At 58.6% G+C, this 21135-nt stretch carries 18 protein-coding genes; 8 read left to right on the plus strand and 10 right to left on the minus strand.

The features are described 5' to 3' along the window. Positions 1–36 precede the first annotated feature (36 nt). The 5 genes from F3J36_RS02325 to F3J36_RS02345 all read left to right on the plus strand — a co-directional run bounded on the left by F3J36_RS02325 (position 37) and on the right by F3J36_RS02345 (position 5812). The gene (locus F3J36_RS02325; protein WP_021506179.1) at positions 37–1020 is read left to right on the plus strand and encodes an arabinose ABC transporter substrate-binding protein; all 984 of its coding nucleotides are present in this window, start codon (positions 37–39) and stop codon (positions 1018–1020) included. Between the two features lie 174 nt (positions 1021–1194). Then, complete coding sequence (gene araG / locus F3J36_RS02330) at positions 1195–2715, plus strand: L-arabinose ABC transporter ATP-binding protein AraG (protein WP_166718757.1); 1521 nt, start codon at positions 1195–1197, stop codon at positions 2713–2715. 17 nt (positions 2716–2732) lie between these two features. After that, positions 2733–3719, plus strand: coding sequence for an L-arabinose ABC transporter permease AraH (araH, locus tag F3J36_RS02335; protein ID WP_021506177.1), 987 nt, complete (start codon positions 2733–2735; stop codon positions 3717–3719). A 57-nt stretch (positions 3720–3776) separates the two neighbouring features. Beyond that, entirely contained in the window at positions 3777–4694 is a 918-nt protein-coding gene (gene araC, locus F3J36_RS02340; RefSeq protein WP_021506176.1) for an arabinose operon transcriptional regulator AraC, read from the plus strand. A gap of 77 nt (positions 4695–4771) precedes the next feature. Next, on the plus strand, positions 4772–5812 hold the full coding sequence (locus F3J36_RS02345) for an oxidoreductase (RefSeq protein ID WP_166718758.1): 1041 nt from the start codon (positions 4772–4774) through the stop codon (positions 5810–5812). A gap of 62 nt (positions 5813–5874) precedes the next feature. Here the strand turns inward: F3J36_RS02345 and add are convergent, their stop codons facing one another. The 3 genes from add to malX all read right to left on the minus strand — a co-directional run bounded on the left by add (position 5875) and on the right by malX (position 9756). Next, positions 5875–6873 (minus strand): adenosine deaminase, encoded by a 999-nt coding sequence (gene add / locus F3J36_RS02350; protein ID WP_127834039.1) that lies wholly within the window; start codon positions 6871–6873, stop codon positions 5875–5877. A gap of 118 nt (positions 6874–6991) precedes the next feature. Further along, complete coding sequence (locus tag F3J36_RS02355; RefSeq protein ID WP_166718759.1) at positions 6992–8167, minus strand: MalY/PatB family protein; 1176 nt, start codon at positions 8165–8167, stop codon at positions 6992–6994. 2 nt (positions 8168–8169) lie between these two features. Beyond that, complete coding sequence (gene malX / locus F3J36_RS02360; protein ID WP_031279154.1) at positions 8170–9756, minus strand: maltose/glucose-specific PTS transporter subunit IIBC; 1587 nt, start codon at positions 9754–9756, stop codon at positions 8170–8172. Positions 9757–9933: 177 nt separating this feature from the next. On the opposite strand from malX, the gene malI reads away from it, so the two are divergent. Both malI and F3J36_RS02370 read left to right on the plus strand, forming a co-directional pair. Beyond that, the gene (malI, locus tag F3J36_RS02365; RefSeq protein WP_166718760.1) at positions 9934–10959 is read left to right on the plus strand and encodes a Mal regulon transcriptional regulator MalI; all 1026 of its coding nucleotides are present in this window, start codon (positions 9934–9936) and stop codon (positions 10957–10959) included. 276 nt (positions 10960–11235) lie between these two features. Further along, the gene (locus F3J36_RS02370) at positions 11236–12552 is read left to right on the plus strand and encodes a glycosyltransferase (RefSeq protein WP_371741989.1); all 1317 of its coding nucleotides are present in this window, start codon (positions 11236–11238) and stop codon (positions 12550–12552) included. Between the two features lie 80 nt (positions 12553–12632). Here the strand turns inward: F3J36_RS02370 and F3J36_RS02375 are convergent, their stop codons facing one another. The 7 genes from F3J36_RS02375 to manA all read right to left on the minus strand — a co-directional run bounded on the left by F3J36_RS02375 (position 12633) and on the right by manA (position 19512). Next, positions 12633–12869, minus strand: a complete 237-nt coding sequence (locus tag F3J36_RS02375; protein ID WP_021506169.1) for a hypothetical protein — start codon at positions 12867–12869, stop codon at positions 12633–12635. Positions 12870–12922: 53 nt separating this feature from the next. Further along, positions 12923–14377 (minus strand): methyl-accepting chemotaxis protein, encoded by a 1455-nt coding sequence (locus F3J36_RS02380; RefSeq protein WP_247653121.1) that lies wholly within the window; start codon positions 14375–14377, stop codon positions 12923–12925. A gap of 392 nt (positions 14378–14769) precedes the next feature. Next, positions 14770–15417: an anti-sigma factor domain-containing protein gene (locus F3J36_RS02385; protein ID WP_166718761.1), complete on the minus strand. Its 648-nt coding sequence runs from the start codon at positions 15415–15417 to the stop codon at positions 14770–14772. Further along, positions 15414–15968 carry a sigma-70 family RNA polymerase sigma factor gene (locus F3J36_RS02390; RefSeq protein ID WP_166718762.1) on the minus strand — a complete coding sequence of 185 codons (555 nt, stop codon included), beginning with the start codon at positions 15966–15968 and terminating at the stop codon, positions 15414–15416. Before F3J36_RS02390 ends, F3J36_RS02385 begins: the two co-directional genes overlap by 4 nt. A gap of 43 nt (positions 15969–16011) precedes the next feature. Beyond that, positions 16012–16575 (minus strand): fasciclin domain-containing protein, encoded by a 564-nt coding sequence (locus tag F3J36_RS02395; RefSeq protein ID WP_031279149.1) that lies wholly within the window; start codon positions 16573–16575, stop codon positions 16012–16014. A gap of 132 nt (positions 16576–16707) precedes the next feature. Continuing rightward, positions 16708–18207, minus strand: coding sequence for a YdgA family protein (locus tag F3J36_RS02400; protein WP_021506164.1), 1500 nt, complete (start codon positions 18205–18207; stop codon positions 16708–16710). A 129-nt stretch (positions 18208–18336) separates the two neighbouring features. Further along, positions 18337–19512, minus strand: a complete 1176-nt coding sequence (manA, locus tag F3J36_RS02405) for a mannose-6-phosphate isomerase (RefSeq protein WP_166718763.1) — start codon at positions 19510–19512, stop codon at positions 18337–18339. A gap of 197 nt (positions 19513–19709) precedes the next feature. Here manA and fumC point away from each other — a divergent pair, with 197 nt between their 5' ends. Further along, positions 19710–21107, plus strand: coding sequence for a class II fumarate hydratase (gene fumC / locus F3J36_RS02410; protein ID WP_021506162.1), 1398 nt, complete (start codon positions 19710–19712; stop codon positions 21105–21107). The last annotated feature ends 28 nt before the right edge of the window (positions 21108–21135 follow it).

Genomic DNA, 21135 nt, shown 5'->3' on the forward strand with positions numbered 1-21135 from the left:
TAACAGCGATAAAACACCATTGTGCCGGAGAGCATCATGCATAAATTCACTAAAGCACTGGCGGCCGCAGGCCTCGCCGCGCTTATGTCACAATCCGCTATCGCCGAGACCATGAAGCTCGGTTTTCTCGTCAAACAGCCGGAGGAACCCTGGTTCCAGACCGAGTGGAAATTCGCCGATAAGGCCGGCAAAGATCTCGGCTTTGAAGTGATCAAAATTGCCGTGCCGGACGGTGAAAAAACCCTGAACGCTATCGATAGCCTGGCGGCGAGCGGCGCCAAAGGCTTTGTCATCTGTACCCCGGATCCCAAGCTGGGCTCGGCCATCGTCGCCAAAGCACGCAGCTATGACCTGAAAGTGATTGCCGTGGATGACCAGTTTGTCACCGCCAAAGGCAAGCCGATGGACACCGTACCGCTGGTGATGATGGCGGCGACCAAAATCGGCGAGCGTCAGGGCCAGGAGCTGTACAAAGAGATGCAGAAACGCGGCTGGGATGTGAAGCAAACCGCCGTGATGGCGATTACCGCTAACGAACTGGATACCGCGCGCCGCCGCACCGGTGGTTCGATGGCCGCGCTGAAAGCCGCCGGCTTCCCGGAGAAGCAGATTTATCAGGTGCCGACCAAATCTAACGATATCCCGGGCGCGTTTGACGCCGGTAACTCGCTGCTGGTGCAGCATCCGGAAGTGAAGCACTGGCTGATTGTCGGCATGAACGACAACACCGTGCTGGGCGGCGTGCGCGCCACCGAAGGCCAGGGCTTCAAGGCACCGGACGTGATCGGCATCGGCATCAACGGCGTGGATGCGGTAAGCGAGCTGTCAAAAGGCGCGCCAACCGGCTTCTACGGTTCCCTGCTGCCGAGCCCGGACGTGCACGGCTACAAGAGCAGCGAAATGCTCTACAACTGGGTGACCAAAGGGCAGGAGCCAGCGAAATTCACCGAAGTGACCGACGTGGTGCTGATCACCCGCGACAATTTCAAAACCGAGCTGGCGAAGAAAGGGCTGATGTAAGTCGGTTTTAAGCCGTCCTCAATGTGATGTTAATTAACAGGCAGCCGGCATAGTTCGTGCTGTAGCAAGGCGGCAGGCACGTTTATCCCCGGGAGCTTACTGAGGTCAGTGACCGGGGTAAATGTGCGCAGCCAACGCCGCTACGGTGCGAAATATAGAGGCTCAGGAGTTTCCATGAACACGGATCCAGCATTTCTGTCATTTCATGGCATCAGCAAAACCTTCCCTGGCGTGAAAGCGCTGCAGGATATCTCTTTTCAGTGCCGCGCCGGGGAAGTGCACGCGCTGATGGGAGAAAACGGCGCGGGCAAATCCACGCTGCTGAAAATCCTCAGCGGCAGCTATCAGCCCAGCGGCGGCGAAATCCGCATCAAAGGCACAGCGAAAAGCTTCAGCAATACCGTTGAGGCGCTGGATGCCGGCGTGGCGATCATTTACCAGGAGCTGCATCTGGTACCGGAAATGAGCGTGGCGGAGAACATCTATCTTGGCCAGCTGCCGCACAAGCGCGGGCTGGTTAACCGTAAGCTGCTGCGCTACGAAGCCGGTCTGCAGCTGAAAAATCTTGGCATGGATATCGACCCCGACATGCCGCTGAAATACCTGTCGCTCGGCCAGTGGCAGATGGTCGAAATCGCTAAAGCGCTGGCGCGCAACGCGCGCATCATCGCCTTTGATGAGCCGACCAGTTCGCTGTCGGCGCGCGAAATTGAGCATCTGTTCCGCGTGATTCGCCAGCTGCGCGAACAGGGCCGGGTGGTGCTGTACGTGTCGCATCGCATGGAAGAAATTTTCGCGCTGAGCGATGCCATCACCGTGTTTAAGGATGGGCGCTACGTGCGCACCTTCACGGATATGGCCAATACCCACCATGACGATCTGGTGGAGGCGATGGTCGGACGTAACCTCGGAGATATCTATGGCTACGCGCCACGTGAGCTGGGCCCCGTGCGTCTGCAGCTGGACCAGGTGGAAGCGAAAGGCGTGCGGATGCCGATATCGCTGACGGTGCGCGCCGGAGAAATTGTCGGTCTGTTTGGACTGGTCGGTGCCGGCCGCAGCGAACTGATGAAAGGGCTGTTTGGTGCCACCCGGCTGCGCGCAGGCACGGTCACGCTGGACGGTAAGCAGCTCAACATTCGCGAACCGATTGATGCCATCCGCGCCGGCATCATGCTGTGCCCGGAAGATCGCAAAGCCGAAGGCATCATCCCGGTGCACTCGGTGCGCGAGAACATCAATATCAGCGCGCGCCGCCACAACCTGAATGCCGGCTGTCTGATCAAGCCGGGCTGGGAAGCGAAAAATGCGGACCACCACATTCGCTCGCTGAACATCAAAACGCCGGGCGCGCATCAGCTGATCATGAATCTGTCCGGTGGCAACCAGCAGAAGGCAATTCTGGGCCGCTGGCTGTCGGAGGAGATGAACGTGATCCTGCTCGACGAACCGACGCGCGGCATTGATGTCGGCGCCAAACATGAAATCTATAACCTGATTTATCAGCTGGCGAACAAAGGGATCGCGGTGCTGTTTGCCTCCAGCGATCTGCCCGAAGTGATGGGACTGGCCGACCGCATCGTAGTGATGCGCGAAGGTGAGATTGCCGGTGAACTGCCCCACGACGCCGCCACGGAGCAGCTGACGCTGAGCCTGGCCATGCCGAAAACCACTCAAGCGGCCGCCGTGGCCTGAGGTAAAGGAGAGTAAAAATGGCTTCATCTACCACGTCCAATACGCCACCGGTGCAGCGCAGTGGCCTGCAGCTCGGGCGCATCTGGGACAACTTCGGCATGCTGGTGGTGTTTGCGCTGCTGTTTATCGTCTGCGCCATCTTCGTGCCTAATTTTGGCACCTTTATCAACATGAAAGGGCTGGGCCTGGCGATGTCGATGTCCGGCATGGTGGCGTGCGGCATGCTGTTCTGCCTCGCCTCCGGCGATTTCGACCTGTCGGTGGCGTCGGTGATTGCCTGCGCTGGCGTCGTCACCGCCGTGGTGATCAACATGACCGAAAGCCTGTGGATCGGCGTCGCCGCCGGCCTGCTGCTCGGTATGGCCACTGGCTTCGTTAACGGCTTCGTGATTGCGCGTCTGAAGATTAACGCGCTGATCACCACGCTGGCGACCATGCAGATTGTGCGCGGCCTGGCCTATATCTTCTCCGACGGTAAAGCGGTGGGGATTGAGGATGAGCGCTTTTTCACCCTCGGCTACGCCAACTGGCTGGGCGTGCCGGCACCGATCTGGCTGACCATCGCCACCATGATCGTGTTCGGTTTCCTGCTGAACAAAACCACCTTTGGCCGCAACACGCTGGCGATTGGTGGCAATGAGGAAGCGGCGCGGCTGGCCGGGGTGCCGGTGGTGCGCACGCGCATCATCATCTTTATCCTCTCCGGGCTGGTATCAGCAGCCGCCGGCATTATCCTGGCTTCACGCATGACCAGCGGTCAGCCGATGACCTCGCTCGGCTATGAGCTGATCGTCATCTCCGCCTGCGTGCTGGGCGGCGTGTCGCTCAAGGGCGGTATCGGCAAGATTTCCTACGTGGTCGCCGGGGTACTGATTCTGGGTACCGTCGAGAATGCGATGAATTTATTGAATATCTCGCCATTCTCACAGTATGTGGTGCGCGGTTTGATACTGTTAGCGGCGGTGATCTTTGACCGCTACAAACAAAAAAGCAGAACCGCCTGATCCCGCGGGCGCAGCCGCAACGCTGCGCCCCAACGTCATGCGAACCGGGAGATCCTTATGTACCACCGCGAAGCGCCGAGTGAACAGCAAAATCCGTTACTGCCGGGCTATCCGTTTAACGCCTGGCTGGTGGCCGGCCTGACGCCAATCAACGCCGGCGATCAGCTCGATTTTTTTATCGATCGCCCGCACGGCATGAAAGGTTACATCCTCAATCTGACCATTAAAGGCCAGGGACGAGTGTTTGACGGGGCGTCAGCGTTTGACTGCGAGCCAGGCGACCTGCTGCTGTTTCAGCCGAAAACGCCGCACTACTATGGCCGCGCGCCGGACAGTCCGTGCTGGCACCATCGCTGGGTCTATTTCCGTCCGCGCGCCTACTGGACCGACTGGCTGCAGTGGCAGGATCAGAACCAGGGCGTTGGCCGGCTGCGGCTGCCGGATGCGCTGCGCGCCGAATTTGACCGCCTGTTTGCCAGCATCGAACAGACGCACAACTCCGGACGTCGCTTTGCCGAGGAGCTGGCGATGAATCTACTGGAGCGCCTGCTACTGCGTGCGGTGGAAGAGGATCCGCGTAGTCATCAGCAAATTCGCGACCCGCGCGTGATTGAAGCCTGTCAGTACGTCACCAATCATCTGGCCAGCGAGGTGAAAATCGAGGAAGTGGCGCGCCACGTCTGTCTGTCGCCGTCGCGCCTGGCCCACCTGTTTCGCGAACAGATGGGCATTAATTTGCTGCGCTGGCGTGAAGACCAGCGGGTGATCCGCGCCAAGCTGCTGCTGCAAACCACTCAGGAACCGATCGCCTCGGTGGGGCGCGAGGTCGGCTACGACGACCAGCTCTACTTCTCGCGCGTGTTCCGCAAGCGGGTGGGCGTCAGTCCGAGCGATTTCCGCCGCCGCAGTCAGGATGCGCACGACGCGCTGGTGGCCCAGGAGAGCTGGCAACCGGCACGGAGTGCGATCTCCTGAGCTTTCAGGTGATTCCGCCTTGTTCTTACTGACTGATTCGTCTTAAATCAGTCAGGTCACGAACAAGAGGAATGAGAATGAGCGATAAACTACGTGTCGGCCTGATCGGCTACGGATTTGCCAGCAAAACCTTCCATGCGCCGCTGATCGCCGGTACGCCAGACGTTGAGCTGGCGGCGGTCTCCAGCAGCGATGCCAGTAAAGTGCACGCTGACTGGCCGTCGGTGCAGGTGGTGGCCGATCCTCAGGCGCTGCTGGATGACCCGACGCTGCACCTGATTGTAATTCCTACCCCGAACGACACCCATTTCCCGCTCGCCAAAGCGGCACTTAATGCTGGCAAGCATGTGGTGGTCGATAAACCGTTTACCGTGACACTGTCACAGGCGCGTGAGCTCGATCAGCTGGCCAAAGCCAAAGGGCTGCTGCTGTCAGTGTTCCACAACCGCCGCTGGGACAGCGATTTCCTGACGCTGAAAACGCTGCTGAACGACGGCACGCTGGGCGAGGTGCGCTATCTGGAGTCGCATTTTGACCGTTTCCGTCCGGAAGTGCGTCAGCGCTGGCGCGAAATGAAAGGCCCGGGCAGCGGGATCTGGTTCGATCTTGGACCGCACGTGCTGGACCAGGCGTTGCAGCTGTTTGGACCGCCGGTGGCGATCAACGTCGACATGGCTGAACTGCGTCCCGGCGCGCAAACCACCGATTACTTCCACGCGGTGCTGACTTATCCCACCCGGCGCGTGGTGCTGCACGCCAGCATGCTGGTAGCGGCGGAATCGGCGCGTTTTGTGGTGCACGGCACGCGCGGCAGCTACGTTAAGTATGGGCTCGATCCGCAGGAGGACCGTCTGAAAGCCGGTGAACGTCCGCCGCGTGAAGAGTGGGGCTACGATATGCGCAACGGCACGCTGACGCTGGCCGAGGGCGACGTGATGGTGGAGAAAGAGCTGCTGACGCTGCCGGGCAACTATCCGGCCTATTATGCGGCTATCCGCGACGCCATTGCCGGTAACGGTGCCAACCCGGTTACAGCGGAAGAGGCGATTCAGGTGATGGAGCTGATTGAGCTTGGCCTGCAGTCGGCGGAGAAACGCCAGACCCTGAGCCTGAAATAAACCGGACGGCGTTATCGCCAGCCGATCAACAAGGAGCGCAATCTGCGCTCCTTTTTTATGGCTTATGCCGCCACGCGCTGGCGCAGCGCGGCTTTCTCCGCCTCGGTTAAAAAGGCGATGGCAATACCGTTCTCCTGCGCCTGGCGAATCTCGGCGGCGCTCAGGCCCGCCTGCGGTGCAGCAACCTCATATTCATGCGCCAGTTCAATGCCCTGTACCGCCGGATCGTCAGTGTTGATGGTTGCCAGAATGCCGTGCTGCAGGAACGCCTTCAGCGGATGGCTGGCCAGCGAGGCCACGGTGCTGGTCTGAATGTTCGATGTCAGGCAGGATTCAATGCCAATGCGCTGTTCGGCGAGGAAATCCATCAGCGCGCGGTCTTCAATCGCTTTGACACCGTGACCGATGCGCTCAGCGCCCAGCTCGCGGATCGCCTGCCAGATGCTCTCCGGTCCGGCGGCTTCACCGGCATGCACGGTGATGCGGAATCCGGCATCGCGGGCGCGGTTAAAGTGGCTAAGGAATTCGCTGCCCGGGAAGCCCAGTTCGTCACCGGCCAGATCGACGGCAGTGATGCCGTCGCGGTGTGCCAGCAGACCTTCCAGCTCGCGCAGGCAGGCTTCTTCGCCAAAGGTGCGGCTCATGATGCCAATCAGCTTCACATCAACGCCGTACTGCTGCACGCCCGCGCGCACGCCATCAATCACCGCTTCCACCACGCCAGCAATCGGCAGCTGATGGTTCATCGCCATGTAGCCCGGGGAGAAGCGCAGCTCAGCATAATGGATACCGGCCTGCGCGGCGTCAGCGACGTTTTCCAGCGCAATGCGGCGGCAGGCGTCGAGATCTCCCAGCACTTTGACGCCCCAGTCAAGCTTCTGCAGGAAGCTCACCAGGTCCGGCTGGTTGGCGGTCACCTGCACGTGCGGACGCAGCGTATCCAGCGTATCGGCGGGCAGCGCAAGATTGAACTGACGACCTAAATCAAGGATGGTCTGGGCGCGGATATTGCCATCGAGGTGGCGGTGAAGGTCGGTGAGGGGAAGTTTCGCATCAATCATGTCGCACTCGCTGAATTAACGTAAAGTGCAGACCATTATAAAAACATCTTGCGCAACCGCGCCAGTGATTTGCGCAAAGCGGGCAGCGGATGCTGAATTAATCAGCATCCGCTGTGGTTCAGAACGATTGCAGTGCGGCAATCAGCCGGTCCAGCCCGTCATCCAGCTTGCTGCGCGGGCAGCCGGCGTTGAGACGCAGATAGCTGCGGCTGGCGCTGCCGTAAGTGCTGCCTGGCATAATCGCCACCTTATGCTGCTGGATCAGCCGCTGCTGCAGCGCGACGTCATCAATGGCCAGCGGCGCGGTGTCAATCCATGCCAGATAAGTGGCCTGCGGCGGTTGCCAGTTAAGCCCGGCAAACGCCGCGTTGAGCCGTTGCGCAATGTGCTGCATATTGGCACGCAGATAATCGCGCAGCGCGTCGAGCCAGGGTGCGCCGTGACGGTAGGCGGCAATGGTGGCAGCCAGCGCCATCACCGCCGGTGACGACAGCCCGTCCTGCTGCTTCAGCGCGTGAAACCACGCCCGGCGGTCGTCCGCGTCCGGAATAATGCCCCAGGCACCGGTCAGCGCCGGAATATTGAAGCTCTTCGAGGCCGAGGTAAACAGCGCCCAGCGGCCTTGTGCCACTTCGCACCACGGCGTGTGATGTGCCTCGCTCAGCACCATATCCATATGGATTTCATCGCTGATCACGCTCACGCCATGCCGTTCGCACAGTGCCGCCATCTGCTGCAGCTCTGCGCGCTGCCACACTTTACCGGTGGGATTGTGCGGGCTGCACAGCAGCATCACCTTACAGCGCGGCCGCGCCAGCAGGGTTTCCAGCTCAGCCATGTCACAGTGCCATGTGTCGCCAGCGCGCTGCAGCGGTAACTCCAGCACCCTGCGCTGATTACCGATGATTGTCTGGTAAAACGCATCATAGGCGGGCGTATGAATCAGCACCTCATCCTCCGCCTGCGTCCAGTGGCGCAGCAGCTGCGCCACCATATAAATCACCGACGGGCCGTACACCAGCGACTCTGCCGCGACCTCGCTGGCAAAGCGGCTGCGCATCCAGTGCTGCAGGGCGGAGAGGAAATCCTCGTGCTGCCAGCGGCTGTAGCCCAGCACGCCGTGATTCAGCCGCTGCTGCAACGCGTCAATGATGCAGGGAGCCGTGGCGAAATCCATGTCCGAGATGGTGAAGGGCAGCAGATCTGGCACGCCAAAGCGGTCGGCGACAAAGTCCCACTGCGTGCACCAGCTGCCGTGGCGATCCACCACCCGATCAAAATTAAACGCCTGCATGTTTACACCGTCGCGCTCATCAGATGGGCCATTTCATCTTTGACTGACTGCACCTGCGGGCCAATGACTACCTGCAGATTGGTCTGGTTGAGGTGCACCACGCCGATGGCGCCGTTGGCTTTCAGCGCGGCATCGTCGACCTTGCTCATGTCGGCCACCGACAGGCGCAGGCGCGTCAGACAGTTATCCAGCGAGGTGATGTTGTCAACGCCACCCAGCGCCGCGAGAATCGCTGGCGTGTTGTAGCCGGATTTGCCCACGCCGGCGCGGCTGACCTGCTGCTCAACGCGGCTGGTTTCTGCTTCGCGGCCCGGTGTTTTGATGTTGAAGCGGGTGATGGCGAAACGGAAGATGGCGTAGTAACCCACAAACCACACGGCGGCAATCACCGGCACCCAGTACCATTTGGTCGAAAGGCCGTGCAGCACGCCAAACACGAAGAAGTCGATCACGTTACCGTCGGTATTACCGATGGTCACGCCAAGCATTGCCATTACGGTGAAGCCGAGACCGGTCAGCAGCGCGTGGATCAGATACAGTACCGGTGCGACAAACAGGAACAGGAACTCGATCGGTTCAGTAGTGCCGCCAACCACGCAGGCAACCACGCCCGAAATCAGCAGGCCTTTAATTTTGTGACGGTTTTCCGGGCGCGCGCAGTGATAAATCGCCAGCGCTGCTCCCGGCAGGCCGCCAAGGAATGCCGGCATTTTACCCTGCGACAGGAAGCGGGTGGCGCTTTCCGCGAAGCCGTGAGTTTCCGGACACGCCAGCTGCGCCTGGAAGATGGTCAGCGCGCCGCTGACGCTGTGACCACACACCTCCATGGTGCCACCGGCATCGGTAAAGCGAATAATCGCCACCAGAATATGCTGCAGGCCAAACGGCAGCAGCAGACGTTCACCGGTGCCGAAGATCATCGGGCCGAATTCGCCAGCGCTGTTGATCATCCAGCCAAGACCGGTGATCGCGCGCGCAAAGAAAGGCCAGATCAGCGGTACCACCAGCCCCAGCAGCCCCATCACCACGGTTGTGATAATCGGCACAAAGCGCGTGCCGCCGAAGAATGCCAGCGCATCCGGCAGGCGAATATTGTGAAAACGCTCGTGCAGCCAGAACACTACAATGCCGACAATCACCGCGCCGAGAATACCGGTGTCGATGGACTGAATGCCGAGAATGTTCTGCACGTTATTGGCTTTCAGCACCGCCGCATCGGTAGTCGGCAGAATCCCATTGATGTTCAGCCAGAAGTTAACGCTGAGATTGAGCACCGCAAAACCGACAAAGCCGGCAAACGCCGCCACGCCTTTGTTTTCCCGCGCCATGCCCAGCGGGATGGCGATGGCAAACATCACCGGCAAATAGCTAAAGGCAAAGGAGCCGATTTTCGCCATCCAGATAAACAGGTATTGCAGGAACGGCTGGTCGAGCAGCGGAATCAGCGTCAGCACATCATGGCTGCTGAGTGAACTGCCGATCCCTAGCATGATGCCGCAAAACGACAGCAGCGCCACGGGTAGCATGAAGGTTTTCCCCAGGCTCTGGAAAAATTCCCAGAGCGACATTTTGGGTTGGCTGTGAGGCATAGTCTCTCCTGGCTAAAAAGTAACAAGCGGGTAAAGTGGTGGAGGATGATAAAACGTTTTATCACAGCTTTTTGTGGTGATAATCACAAAGCGTGACGAGCATCAGGCTTTATTTTTATGCGAATCAGTGTAACGTTTTACCTCTTTGAATTTTCCGGCTACGAAAAGCGTCACACTATGTCCCAGCAGAAAATCACCATCCATGATGTCGCGCAGGCCGCTGGCGTATCGGTCAGCACGGTATCGCTGGTGCTGTCCGGCAAAGGGCGCATTTCACCCGCCACCGCCGCGCGGGTGAATCAGGCGATTGAGCAACTCGGCTATGTGCGTAATCGCTCGGCCTCCATGCTGCGCGGTGGTGAGAGCGGGGTGATTGGCCTGATCGTGCGCGATCTCAGCCAGCCCTTTTATGCAGCAATGACGGCGGGACTGAGTGAGGTGCTGGAACAGCAGGGCAAAGTGCTGGTGCTGACGCAGAGTGGTCAGCACGGCCAGCATCTGCAGCGCTGTTTTGATTCGCTGGCGGCGCAGGGTGCCGACGGCATTGTGCTGGGCGGCGCAGTGGCGCAGGCGGAATCGCTGCGGCTGCAGGCGCAGGAGCAAAATATTGCGCTGATCTGCGCCGCGCGCGCCAGCAGTCTGGAAAAAGTCGATTCGCTGCGTCCGGATAACAGCCAGGCGGCGCGGATGGCCACCGAGTATCTAATCAAACAGGGACATCAGCGCATTGCCTGGGTGGGCGGTCTGGGTTCGTCACTGACTCGCGCCGAACGTATCGGCGGCTATTGCGGCACGCTGCTGCAGTACGGTTTGCCGTTTCGCCCGGACTGGATTATTGAATGTGACGATCGCCAGCAGAGCGTCTCCGCGCTGACGCAGGCGCTGCTGCATCAGCATCCGCGTATTACCGCTATCCTGGCCCACAATGCCAGCACCACGCTCGGCTGCTATTTCGGCGCGCTGCGCAGTGGCCGCACCCTCGGGGAAGATGCCGTGGACAGTTACTACACCCAGCAGCTGGCGCTGGTCGGCTTCAACGACGATCCGCAGCCTGAGCTGAACGATCCGGCATTGACGTTTGTCAGCAGTGAAGCGCGCATCGTCGGGCGGCGCGCGGCAGAACGCATATTACAGCGCCTGGCGCAGCCACAGGCCGATGTGCAGACGTTAATCGTGCCGCCGCAGCTGGTGCAGGGCCGCTAAGCCTGTCGCCCGCCCGGCGTCAGGTCATTACTCGCCACGTTTCTGTTACCGCTGCTTACCGATTTTCAGCCGGCCTGTGATCATCGCTCTGCTTATGCATGGCGGGCCAGCAGAAAATAAAGATTAAGCTTCAACATCAAATATTGACACGAAACTGTCATAATATGGCCAGCGTTAAATGAAAATCAACGCGTTAGCCATTTTTATAAATTCCGCGAATTTTGTATTGATTAATATTCTTTACCGGCCGCGCCTGTATTTTATTCAGGCTGGCTGATGTTATTACCTGTCACAAAATGTGTATTTTCTTATTGTTTAGCGCGGGTTTACTTGCTCGCTGGATTTGTGACTGGCGAGGAATATACTGCCAGCTATGCTTATTTTTCCTGTGCCGGGGCACGTATGAAAATAATCGTAAATGGGAAAGGTTATCCGGAAAAGAGAAATATCATCGTCAACGATTCACACCATTATCTTAATCTGAAATATAAAAATATCTGGTTTTATCGTAACGCCGTCAGGCAGAAAATCCGCAAAGCCAATAAGTTGTTTATTTTCGCGCCACTACCGTTCTCGGTGCCGGACGATGCGCAAATCATCCATCTTTTTAATGAGGTGGCCTGCACGAAAAAACGCTGGATGGCGACATTTGAAACCGAAATTCCGCGCGTGCTGCCGGTGCCGGGCATGGCCAAACTGCATAATCCACAATTGCAGAAACAACTCAAACTGATCGCGGCACCGCAGTGTACGGCGCTGCTGGCCATTTCCGACGCAACGAAAAGGATTCAAATCAAGCTGTTACAGGCGTTTCCGCAGCAGGCTGCAGCCATTTTGCCCAAACTACACACCCTCCATCCGCCGCAGGCAATTATCTGTGATCGGGTCAGGCCGGTGAATCAGGCGAAGCTGACGTTCAGCTTTGTCGGCAATGAGTTTTATCGTAAAGGTGGGGCGGAAGTGGTGCTGGCCTTTAGCGAGTTGCTGGCAGAAGGCATCATTCACCCCGACAGCGTGCAGGTGAATTTAACGGGCAACCTGAAGCATCGCTATAATATCGCGCACGGCGCGCAGCAGGATGACGCGCAATTTCATCAGCGGATTGAATACCTGATTAATCAGCAGGCAATCTTCAGGCATGAAACATTTTTGCAAAATGATCGGCTGATGAAAATGCTCGAACAGACCGATGTGGGATTATTACCGACCTGGCAGGATACCTACGGCTTTTCAGTGCTGGAAATGCAGGCGTGCGGCTGTCCGGTCATTACCACTAATGTGCGGGCACTGCCGGAAATAAACCCGGCTTCGGCCGGCTGGCTTATTGATTGTCCGCTGAATGATATGTTTGAAATCGCCATTGGTTCAGCGCAGGAGAAACTGGCGATCAGGGACAGGATTATTGCGCAGCTCAAACAGATCATCACGCAGATAATGGCGCAGCGCGAGGCGATCAGCACCCGCTCGGCGCGGGCGCTGCAAAGAATTAAAGACCAGCACGATCCGGCGCGCTTTCGCGCCCGTCTCGACGCCTTTTATCAGCAGACAGCACAGGTGAATCGTGCCCCGGGCGTCAGCGCTAAAGAGATTTGACCCATGAATCACGCCGGGTGGAGGAAGCGGATCCCCGGTTATCGCCGGTGGCGCTGACGCAACGGCCAGCGCGCACGGCATTAGCGGGCTCTGGCCGTCAGACTAAAATAGGGATGTTTTCCTGCCAGCAGCAGCAAAAACTCATATTCTCCCTGACTGAGCGGCGACGGTTTTGCTGCGGACTCCTTCATCTGCCAGACCCGCAGGCTAAGGTCGAAGCGTTCAGCCGCGTGCAGTTGGGTCATGCCCGTGGCGATGCGTAAGTCACGCACATCAGTCTGAACCGGAACGATGTGCTGCAATGATTGATGGCTCATAAGTTCTTCTCTTTCTGTGGCCTGTCCCTGGCGTTGTGGTTATCGGCTGCGAGCTATGCCGGGTCAGAGACGGCAAGCTTTTCTGTCGCGAAGCTGTCAATGGCTGAAACGGGGCGCTGACCGGCCAGCAGCACGCTGTGCTGCGGGCTGTCAGAAAAGTTAAAATGACTGATCACCGCAGCCAGCGTTCCGGTACGGCCATTCAGGCTGCCGGCCGAGGCGGCAATCTCTTTCACCAGGGCGGCATTCTGCTGGGTAACGCGATCCAGATCGGTCACGGCCAGCGTAACCTGGGCAATGCCTTTGCTCTGTTCGTCTGACGCCAGCGCAATCTGGCCAATCAGCGAGGTGACGGCGGAAACGCATTGCGTGGCGCTGTCCATGATGGCGCCGGCGCGCTGCGCGGTCTGCGCGCCTTCGCCAACGCGCGTCACGGTGCCATTAATCAGCCCTTCGATCTCCTTCGCGGCGCTGGCGCTGCGTTGTGCCAGCGTGCGCACTTCAGCTGCCACCACGGCAAAGCCGCGTCCCTGCTCGCCGGCGCGGGCGGCTTCAACAGCCGCGTTCAGTGCCAGAATATTGGTCTGAAACGCGATGCTGTTAACCGTGGCGGTGAACTGACGGATTTTATCGGCTTCGGTGGCGATATCGGCCATCATCGCTGACACGCTTTTGACCAGCGCTTCGCCGTCGCGCGTGGTGCGCGCCGCATCCTCAGCCAGCTCGCGCGCTTCGCCGGCGCTGTGGGCATTTTTCTCTACGGTGGCGCTAAGCTGCTCCATGCTGGCCGAGGTCTGCTCGAGCGCCGCCGCCTGACGGGTGGTGCGGTCGGACAGATCGGCGTTGCCGCTGGCGATATCCGCAGACTCCTTGCGCAGCACGTCGGTGTTGTCATGCACGGCGCGCACCGTGGTCAGCAGGCTCTGCTGCATCAGCCTGACCAGCGGAATCAGCTGACCCACACAGTTGCGGCCAAAATCCTGCGGTTCCCGCGTAAGATCGCCAGCGGCAATGCCGCGGAAATGTTCCCGCAGCGCCCCCAGCGGCCGTACCAGATGCGTGACCAGAAAACGGTCACAGAACAGCAGCAGCGCGAGCATCAGCAGTGCAGCTATGCCAAAGGCCATTTGCAGACGCTGGCGATCGGACTGGTCGGCATGGTTATTCGCTGCAATGTCGCGCTGCAGGAACTGCAGGCGCTCAGCCGCAGGCAGCGCAAAGTCAGCCGGCGATGCGCTGAGGGCGGCACGCAGCGGCGCCCAGTCGCTATCGACCGGCGCATCGGCCGCTACGGCCGCTTTTGCCGCCGTGGTTCCCGATGCCATCACTAAACTGGCGCGATTGAGAAACAGCAGCTGGCTGGTCAGGGTGGCGTTATGCAGTTCGCGCTGATGCATGTCGCGCAGCACCGTGCTGCCATAGATCCCGGCCAGCGCCACAATCAGCAGCGCCGCGACCAGGATGCACTGCACAACCCGGCGAATGGTGAAGTTTTTAAGAAATTGCATGGTGAGTTTCCCCGGTGTCGTTTAAGACACAATGGTGTCGAGCGTTATTATTTATTGTTCGCGATAATATCGCGTACTATGGTTTAGCGTTTTAAGCATGGCAGGGAATTCGGAAAAAGAAAATGAATCGTCGATAAAATATTTCTTTCCCGAAGACACGCCAGATTAATTTATAAAAGGGTTATTTCGCCGGGCCGCGGCAGTCAGGCTCGCCGGCGGATAAATAAACATTCATTGTTTTTGCCGTTTGCTGAAATTGAGCGTTCTGTGCCCGTTAATTTAGCTTAAGTCACGCCGTAATGATTAACAGCACTCCGCCTGCAACACGCTGGGCGTCAACAAATAATAAACGCTGCCGCGTTAACGCTAATTTCACCCGTGACCATCACCGATTATAAATTCACACTGTAAAGCACCGGACCCGTTGGGCGTCCGGTTGGCGAACCGCCGTGCGGCTCGAGACTGATCGCCAGCGTCGCCTTAACCAGCGACTGCTGTTTCTCAATCGGATACTGCTGCGGCGCACTGCCGGTGACCAGACCGAGTGAAACGGGCGCCCGGCCAGGCGGAATCAGCCACAGTTCCAGACTCTGATCTGCCCTGACCGCGCTGACCTGCAGCGGCGCCAGACTGATCACGTCCTGCCGGCGGCTGGCGCTCACCACCCATTGCTGACTGTGTTGCGCATCGGTCAGCACCGCCAGCGGTGTCATAACCGGCTCGCGCAGCCAGTAAGCCGTCAGCGCTAAGCCCAGCGCGACGCAGGCGGCAGCCAGCCACGGCAGCGTCCGGCGTGCGGGTGCGACGCGCTTGTCGGGCGGCAGGGAAAGGGCAATTTTTTTCCACAGCGTTTCCGGCGGCGTGATGGGCGGCTGAACCTGGTCGAGACCCGCCAGCAGCGTCTGCCAGCGGGCGACCTGCGCCGCCAGCGCCGGCTCGGCCTGCAGTCTGCGCTGAAAGCGCAATCGCGCGCTGCCGCGCAGCGTGCCGAGGGCGTATTCTGCCGCCAGGGCGTCATCCCGCTGCACCTTGTCACTCATCGTCCTACACACTCCCGCAGATGGTCCAGGCCACGTCGAATCCAGCTTTTTACCGAGCCGACCGGCTGCTGCAGCCACCCGGCAATGTCGCTATGTGATAAGCCCTGATAATAGGCCAGCGCGATCGACTGGCGCTGTTCACTGCTCAAATGCTGCAGACAGTGGTGCAGGCGGGCAACCTGCGGATCGCACTGCTCATCCAGACTGACGTCACCCGGCGTGCTGCTTAAATCGTCGATCCAGGTTTCGTCAGTGTTAAATTGTCTGGCATAGCCGCTGCGCAGCCAGTCAATACAGCGGTTGCGTACAATGTGCGTCATCCAGGTCAGGGGAGAACTGAGCGCGCTGTTAAATGACGCGGCGTTGTGCCAGACCGTGATGTAGCATTCGTGCAGAATCTCTTCCGCCCACGCCCGCTGGCGTAACATGCGCAGCGCTACCGCAAACAGATGCGGGGAAGTCAGCCGGTACAGCTGTTCAAAAGCCAGGCGATCGCGCTTCGCGACCGCCTGTATTAAGGCTATTTGTTGCTCAGCCTGAGAGGCGTCCATAATACTCCTGGCCGGTTTGTTTAACCTTACCGAGTATAGACAGTTATTCAGGCATCAAAACAGTATCAATAACGTCAATGACGCCATTTTTCTGGTTTACATCATAAGTGCTGATATTTGCCACATTACCCTGACCATCTTTCAGCTGAATATTATGTGGCCCATTGCTCATAATCCACAGCGGCTGACCGTTAACCGTTTTCAATTCGGCTTTACCGCCACCCTGTTTAATTTTTTGCTCCAGCGCTTTCATATCATATTTACCGGCGACCACATGGTAGGTCAGCACGCTGGTGAGTTTGGCTTTGTTTTCTGGTTTGAGTAGTGCATCAACGGTGCCGGCAGGCAGTTTGGCAAAGGCGGCGTTAGTCGGCGCAAACACCGTAAACGGGCCTTTGCCCTGTAAGGTATCGACCAGACCCGCGGCTTTAACGGCGGCGACCAGCGTAGTGTGATCCTTCGAGTTCAGGGCGTTTTCAATAATGTTTTTTTGTGGATACATTGCCGCGCCGCCCACCATCACCGAATCGGCGTGCATGGCCGCCATCGCAGCGTTCGCGCCAAGCAGGGCGGCAGACAGGACGGCATAACTGATTAACTTTTTCATCATATATCCTCATTGAAGGAGCAGAAGGGTGCTCACAAAGGGATATACGTACGGTGCGGCTGAACGGATGCAGAAAAGGGTGAAATTTTTTTGCCGGGGAAAACGGCAGCCCGGAGCGGGCTGCCGCGGGGATTACTCTGGCATGCCTTCGCTGGTTGGCGCGCCTAACATGTAGCGCGACAGGAACTGCTCCAGCGTCATTTTGTCGCCATTCATGGTGACCTGACCGTTAGCGTATTGCAGGCTGGTAGTGATGTTATCGTCCTGCTGCTGCGTCAGGCGGAACATCTGGCCCATCGCCGCCAGGCCTTTCACCTGCTGATCGGCCAGCTTCTGCGCGTCATCACCCTGATAACCTTCCGCCAGCCCGACGTGACGCATCACTTCGGTCGCCATCGGCATATTGATGCTCAGCTTGCCGTCGAGCGTTTTCAGCACGCGATCCACGGCGGCACCCAGACTCTGCGGTTCACCGGTGACGGTCGCCGGATCGTTAAAACCGACGTTAAGGTTGAACGTGCTCTCGCCTTTGTCATTTTTCCAGCTCAGCGGCGCCACGCTTACGGTCGGCGAACCTTTCAGCAGGGTCGGCAGGTTATTTCTCAGAATGGTCTGCACGCTGGCCTGGTAGCGGATAGGATCGTCCACCACGCCAGGCTGGTTCAGCAGATCCTGCATCTGCGCATTGTACTGGTCAGAGAAGGTTTTCACCGCCTGAGCATCAAACTGCGCAAATTTCATCGCCAGTTTGGCTTCGCCGAACGGCTGTTTCTGCAGGCTGATATTGTCGACCTGATAATCAATCTGGCCGCCAATCTTACCGTCTTTGTTGTCGAACGAGGACTTCCCGTCCAGCTTCTCCAGCGTCAGGCCTTCCTGACCGTTGATGCTGGCGTCGAGCTTATCCAGCGTGATGGTCTGGTCGCCGACGCGCACGCCTTCCGGACTCAGGTGGGTGTCACCGCCCAGCTTCAGACCGTTAAGGGTAAACAGCACCGGCTGCTGCAGCTGGTTTTTGCTGGTGACGGCGATGCTCGAGAAGTCGCCCTGCAGACTGACTTTGTCGCCTTTGCTGTCCGCGCTGACGTTGAGCGTGCCGCCGTTAGTGGCGAGGCGATCACCGGTCTGCGCATTGCTGTAATCAACCGGCAGCAGGTGCAGCGCGGTATCGGTCGCGCCGCTGTAACCAACGCGGGTATCGGCATTAACCAGCGATTTGCCCTGAGTCAGTTCAAACAGTTTCTTCACCGCATCGGTGTTTTCCAGTTCGGTGTGCACCGAGGCCATGCTGGGGATCAGGTTGCCGCGCTTCAGCTGAGCAAACGGGAAAGGACCGTGGTCGATGGTTTCGTTGAGCACGATGCTTTGGCCCGGCTTCAGCAGCGGATTGTCTTCGGTCTGCGAACTGGCCTGAATTACCAGTTTGGTTTTGCTGCTGAATACGCCACGCTGGTAATCCTGATAGCTGAGCGTCAGACGGCTATTCGGCGCGTACGCGTTGATCTGGCTGTTGGCATTTTGCAGCATCTCATCCATGTGGCTTTCCAGCTGTTTACCGGTAAACCACGCTGCGCCAGTCCAGATTACGCCGAGCGCCACAATCACACCTACGGCAACCTTGGTCTTTTTCATCGCTGAGTCGTCCTTATCCTTGCGTGCGCATACCGTTGGGCCGCGCGACGGGTGAAGAAAAACGCCCGCAGGCGTTTTTTAATTAATAGTCTGAAATAATAGCAGTTAATGCTGCAGGCGTCAGCCGCCTCACGTCAGCGCGTTGTACACCCGCGCCAGACGACCGGTCCCCGCCGCGCTCAGCGGCGACTCGCTGGCTGCGATAAAGCAGGATTCGCCCGGTTGCAGTACCAGCTGCTGCCCGGCCTTTTCAATCACCGCCTGGCCTTCGATGCAGAACAGCAGGGCGGCACTGTGCTGTGCCAGCGTTTGCGGCGTGGCCGAAAGCGTATGGATGGCGAAGGCGAAATCCTCTACCGGAATCGGGAAGTTGAGGCTGTCGCCCTGTGTCTGCGGCTGTGTGAGCAACGTCGCCGCCGGTTTGGCCTCGAACTTCAGGTTGGCCAGCAGTTCCGGAATATCAATGAATTTTGGCGTCAGGCCGGCGCGCAGCACGTTATCCGAATTGGCCATCATTTCCAGCGCCACGCCTTTCAGATAGGCATGCGGCGTTTCGGCGAACAGGAACATCGCCTCACCCGGTTGCAGGGTGATGACATTCAGCAGCAGCGGTGAGAACAGGCCATTATCGTCCGGATAGTCGCTGGCGATGGTTTTGATGGTCTGCCACGGTTCGCCTTCGCGCGCGTTCAGCGCGGATTTCAGCACGCCGAGCGCGCGGGTTTTGCTCTCGTCTTTCAGCGACAGCAGGGTAGCGAACAGTTTAGCCAGCGAGGCTTCGCTGGCGTTTTCAAGGAAATGGGCGATCTGCGGATGCGCGCCCGCGACCGGCTCCAGCAGCGAGACAATCTCAGGCAGTTCGCGAAAGCCGTTCATCGCCTGGAACGGCGTCAGGGCATACACCAGTTCGGGTTTATGGTTGGCATCTTTATAGTTGCGCTCGGCGGCGCTGAGCGGAATGCCCGCCGCGTTTTCACGCGCGAAACCGGCTTCAGCGGCGGTTTTACTGGGATGCACCTGAATCGATAACGGCTGATCGGCGCACAGCACTTTAAACAGAAACGGCAGCTCACCGAAACGCTGCGCTACCGCAGCCCCCAGCGTCGCGACCTGATCGTCATTGATCACGTCACGCAGCGAACGGGTGACGCCATTCACTTCAACGGTTGAAGGGCTTTTGGGGTGCGCGCCCATCCATAATTCCGCCATCGGCAATCCCTGCGGGTTTTCGATGCCGTAGAGTTCGGTCAGCGCGGTTTTGCTGCCCCATGCATAATTTTGCAGCGAATTGTTCAATTTTTGCATCGTTTACCCTTAATAACGGTAAGTAAATAAGCGTATTAAAGCAGAAAGTGCCATAGAAAATACACGAACAAGTGCAATAAACGCGATGGGCTCGCATAATGTTAATTTCTTGTATGTGACAATCTTGCTCGCTCTAAGGCGTCGCGGGAAGACGACTTAGGCGGAAACCTCAAAATCTGAGCTAAGGAGACGTAGTCATGGCAGCCAACCGCATTGAAAAAGATTCAATGGGTCCGATCGAAGTTCCGGCAGATAAGTTGTGGGGCGCACAAACGCAGCGTTCGCTGGAGCACTTCCGTATCTCCACCGAGAAGATGCCCGTGGCGCTGGTGCACGCGCTGGCGCTGACCAAGCGCGCCGCCGCCCAGGTTAACCGCGATCTGGGGCTGCTGCCGGCTGAACGGGCCGGGGCGATTATCGACGCCGCTGACGAGGTGCTGGCCGACCAGCACAGCGACGAGTTCCCGCTGGCCATCTGGCAGACCGGCTCCGGCACCCAGACCAACATGAATATGAATGAAGTGCTGGCGAACCGCGCCAGCGAACTGCTGGGCGGCGAGCGCGGCATGTCACGCAAAGTGCATCCGAATGATGATGTTAACAAGAGCCAGAGCTCCAACGATGTGTTCCCGACGGCGATGCACGTTGCCGCGGTGATTGCGCTGCGCGAACAGCTGATTCCGCAAATCGAGGTGCTGAAAAATACCCTGAGCGAGAAGTCGGCCGCGTTTAAAGACATCGTTAAAATTGGTCGTACCCACCTGCAGGACGCCACACCGCTGACGCTCGGCCAGGAGATTTCCGGCTGGGTTGCCATGCTGGAGCACAATCTGAAGCACATCGAACACAGTATTCCGCACGTCGCCGAGCTCGCGCTGGGCGGCACCGCGGTCGGTACCGGCCTGAATACCCATCCGGAATATGCGGTGCGCGTGGCGAAAGCGCTGGCCGACCTGACGCAGCAACCCTTTGTCACCGCGCCCAACAAGTTTGAAGCGCTGGCGACCTGCGATGCGCTGGTGCACGCACACGGCGCGCTGAAAGGCCTGGCCGCCTCGCTGATGAAAATCGCTAACGATGTGCGCTGGCTGTCGTCCGGTCCGCGCTGCGGCATCGGTGAAATCAGCATTCCGGAAAATGAGCCCGGCAGCTCGATCATGCCAGGCAAAGTCAATCCTACCCAGTGTGAAGCGCTGACCATGCTGTGCTGCCAGGTGATGGGCAATGACGTGGCGGTGAACATGGGCGGTGCATCCGGTAACTTCGAACTCAACGTCTACCGGCCAATGGTGATCCACAACTTCCTGCAGTCGGTGCGGCTGCTGGCCGACGGCATGGACAGCTTCAATCACCATTGCGCGGTGGGCATTGAGCCCAACCGCGAGCGCATCGATCAGCTGCTCAACGAGTCGCTGATGTTGGTTACCGCGCTGAATACCCATATCGGCTATGACAAAGCGGCGGAAATTGCCAAGCAGGCGCACAAGCAGGGGCTGACGCTGAAGGCCTCGGCGCTGCAGCTCGGCTACCTGACCGAAGCGCAGTTTGACGAATGGGTGCGGCCGGAAGAGATGGTTGGCAGCATGAAGCAATAGCTTTACTGCCGGACACTACAGCGCGACC

The sequence above is a fragment of the Pantoea sp. Cy-640 genome (assembly GCF_011752635.1).
Taxonomy (GTDB): domain Bacteria; phylum Pseudomonadota; class Gammaproteobacteria; order Enterobacterales; family Enterobacteriaceae; genus Pantoea; species Pantoea dispersa.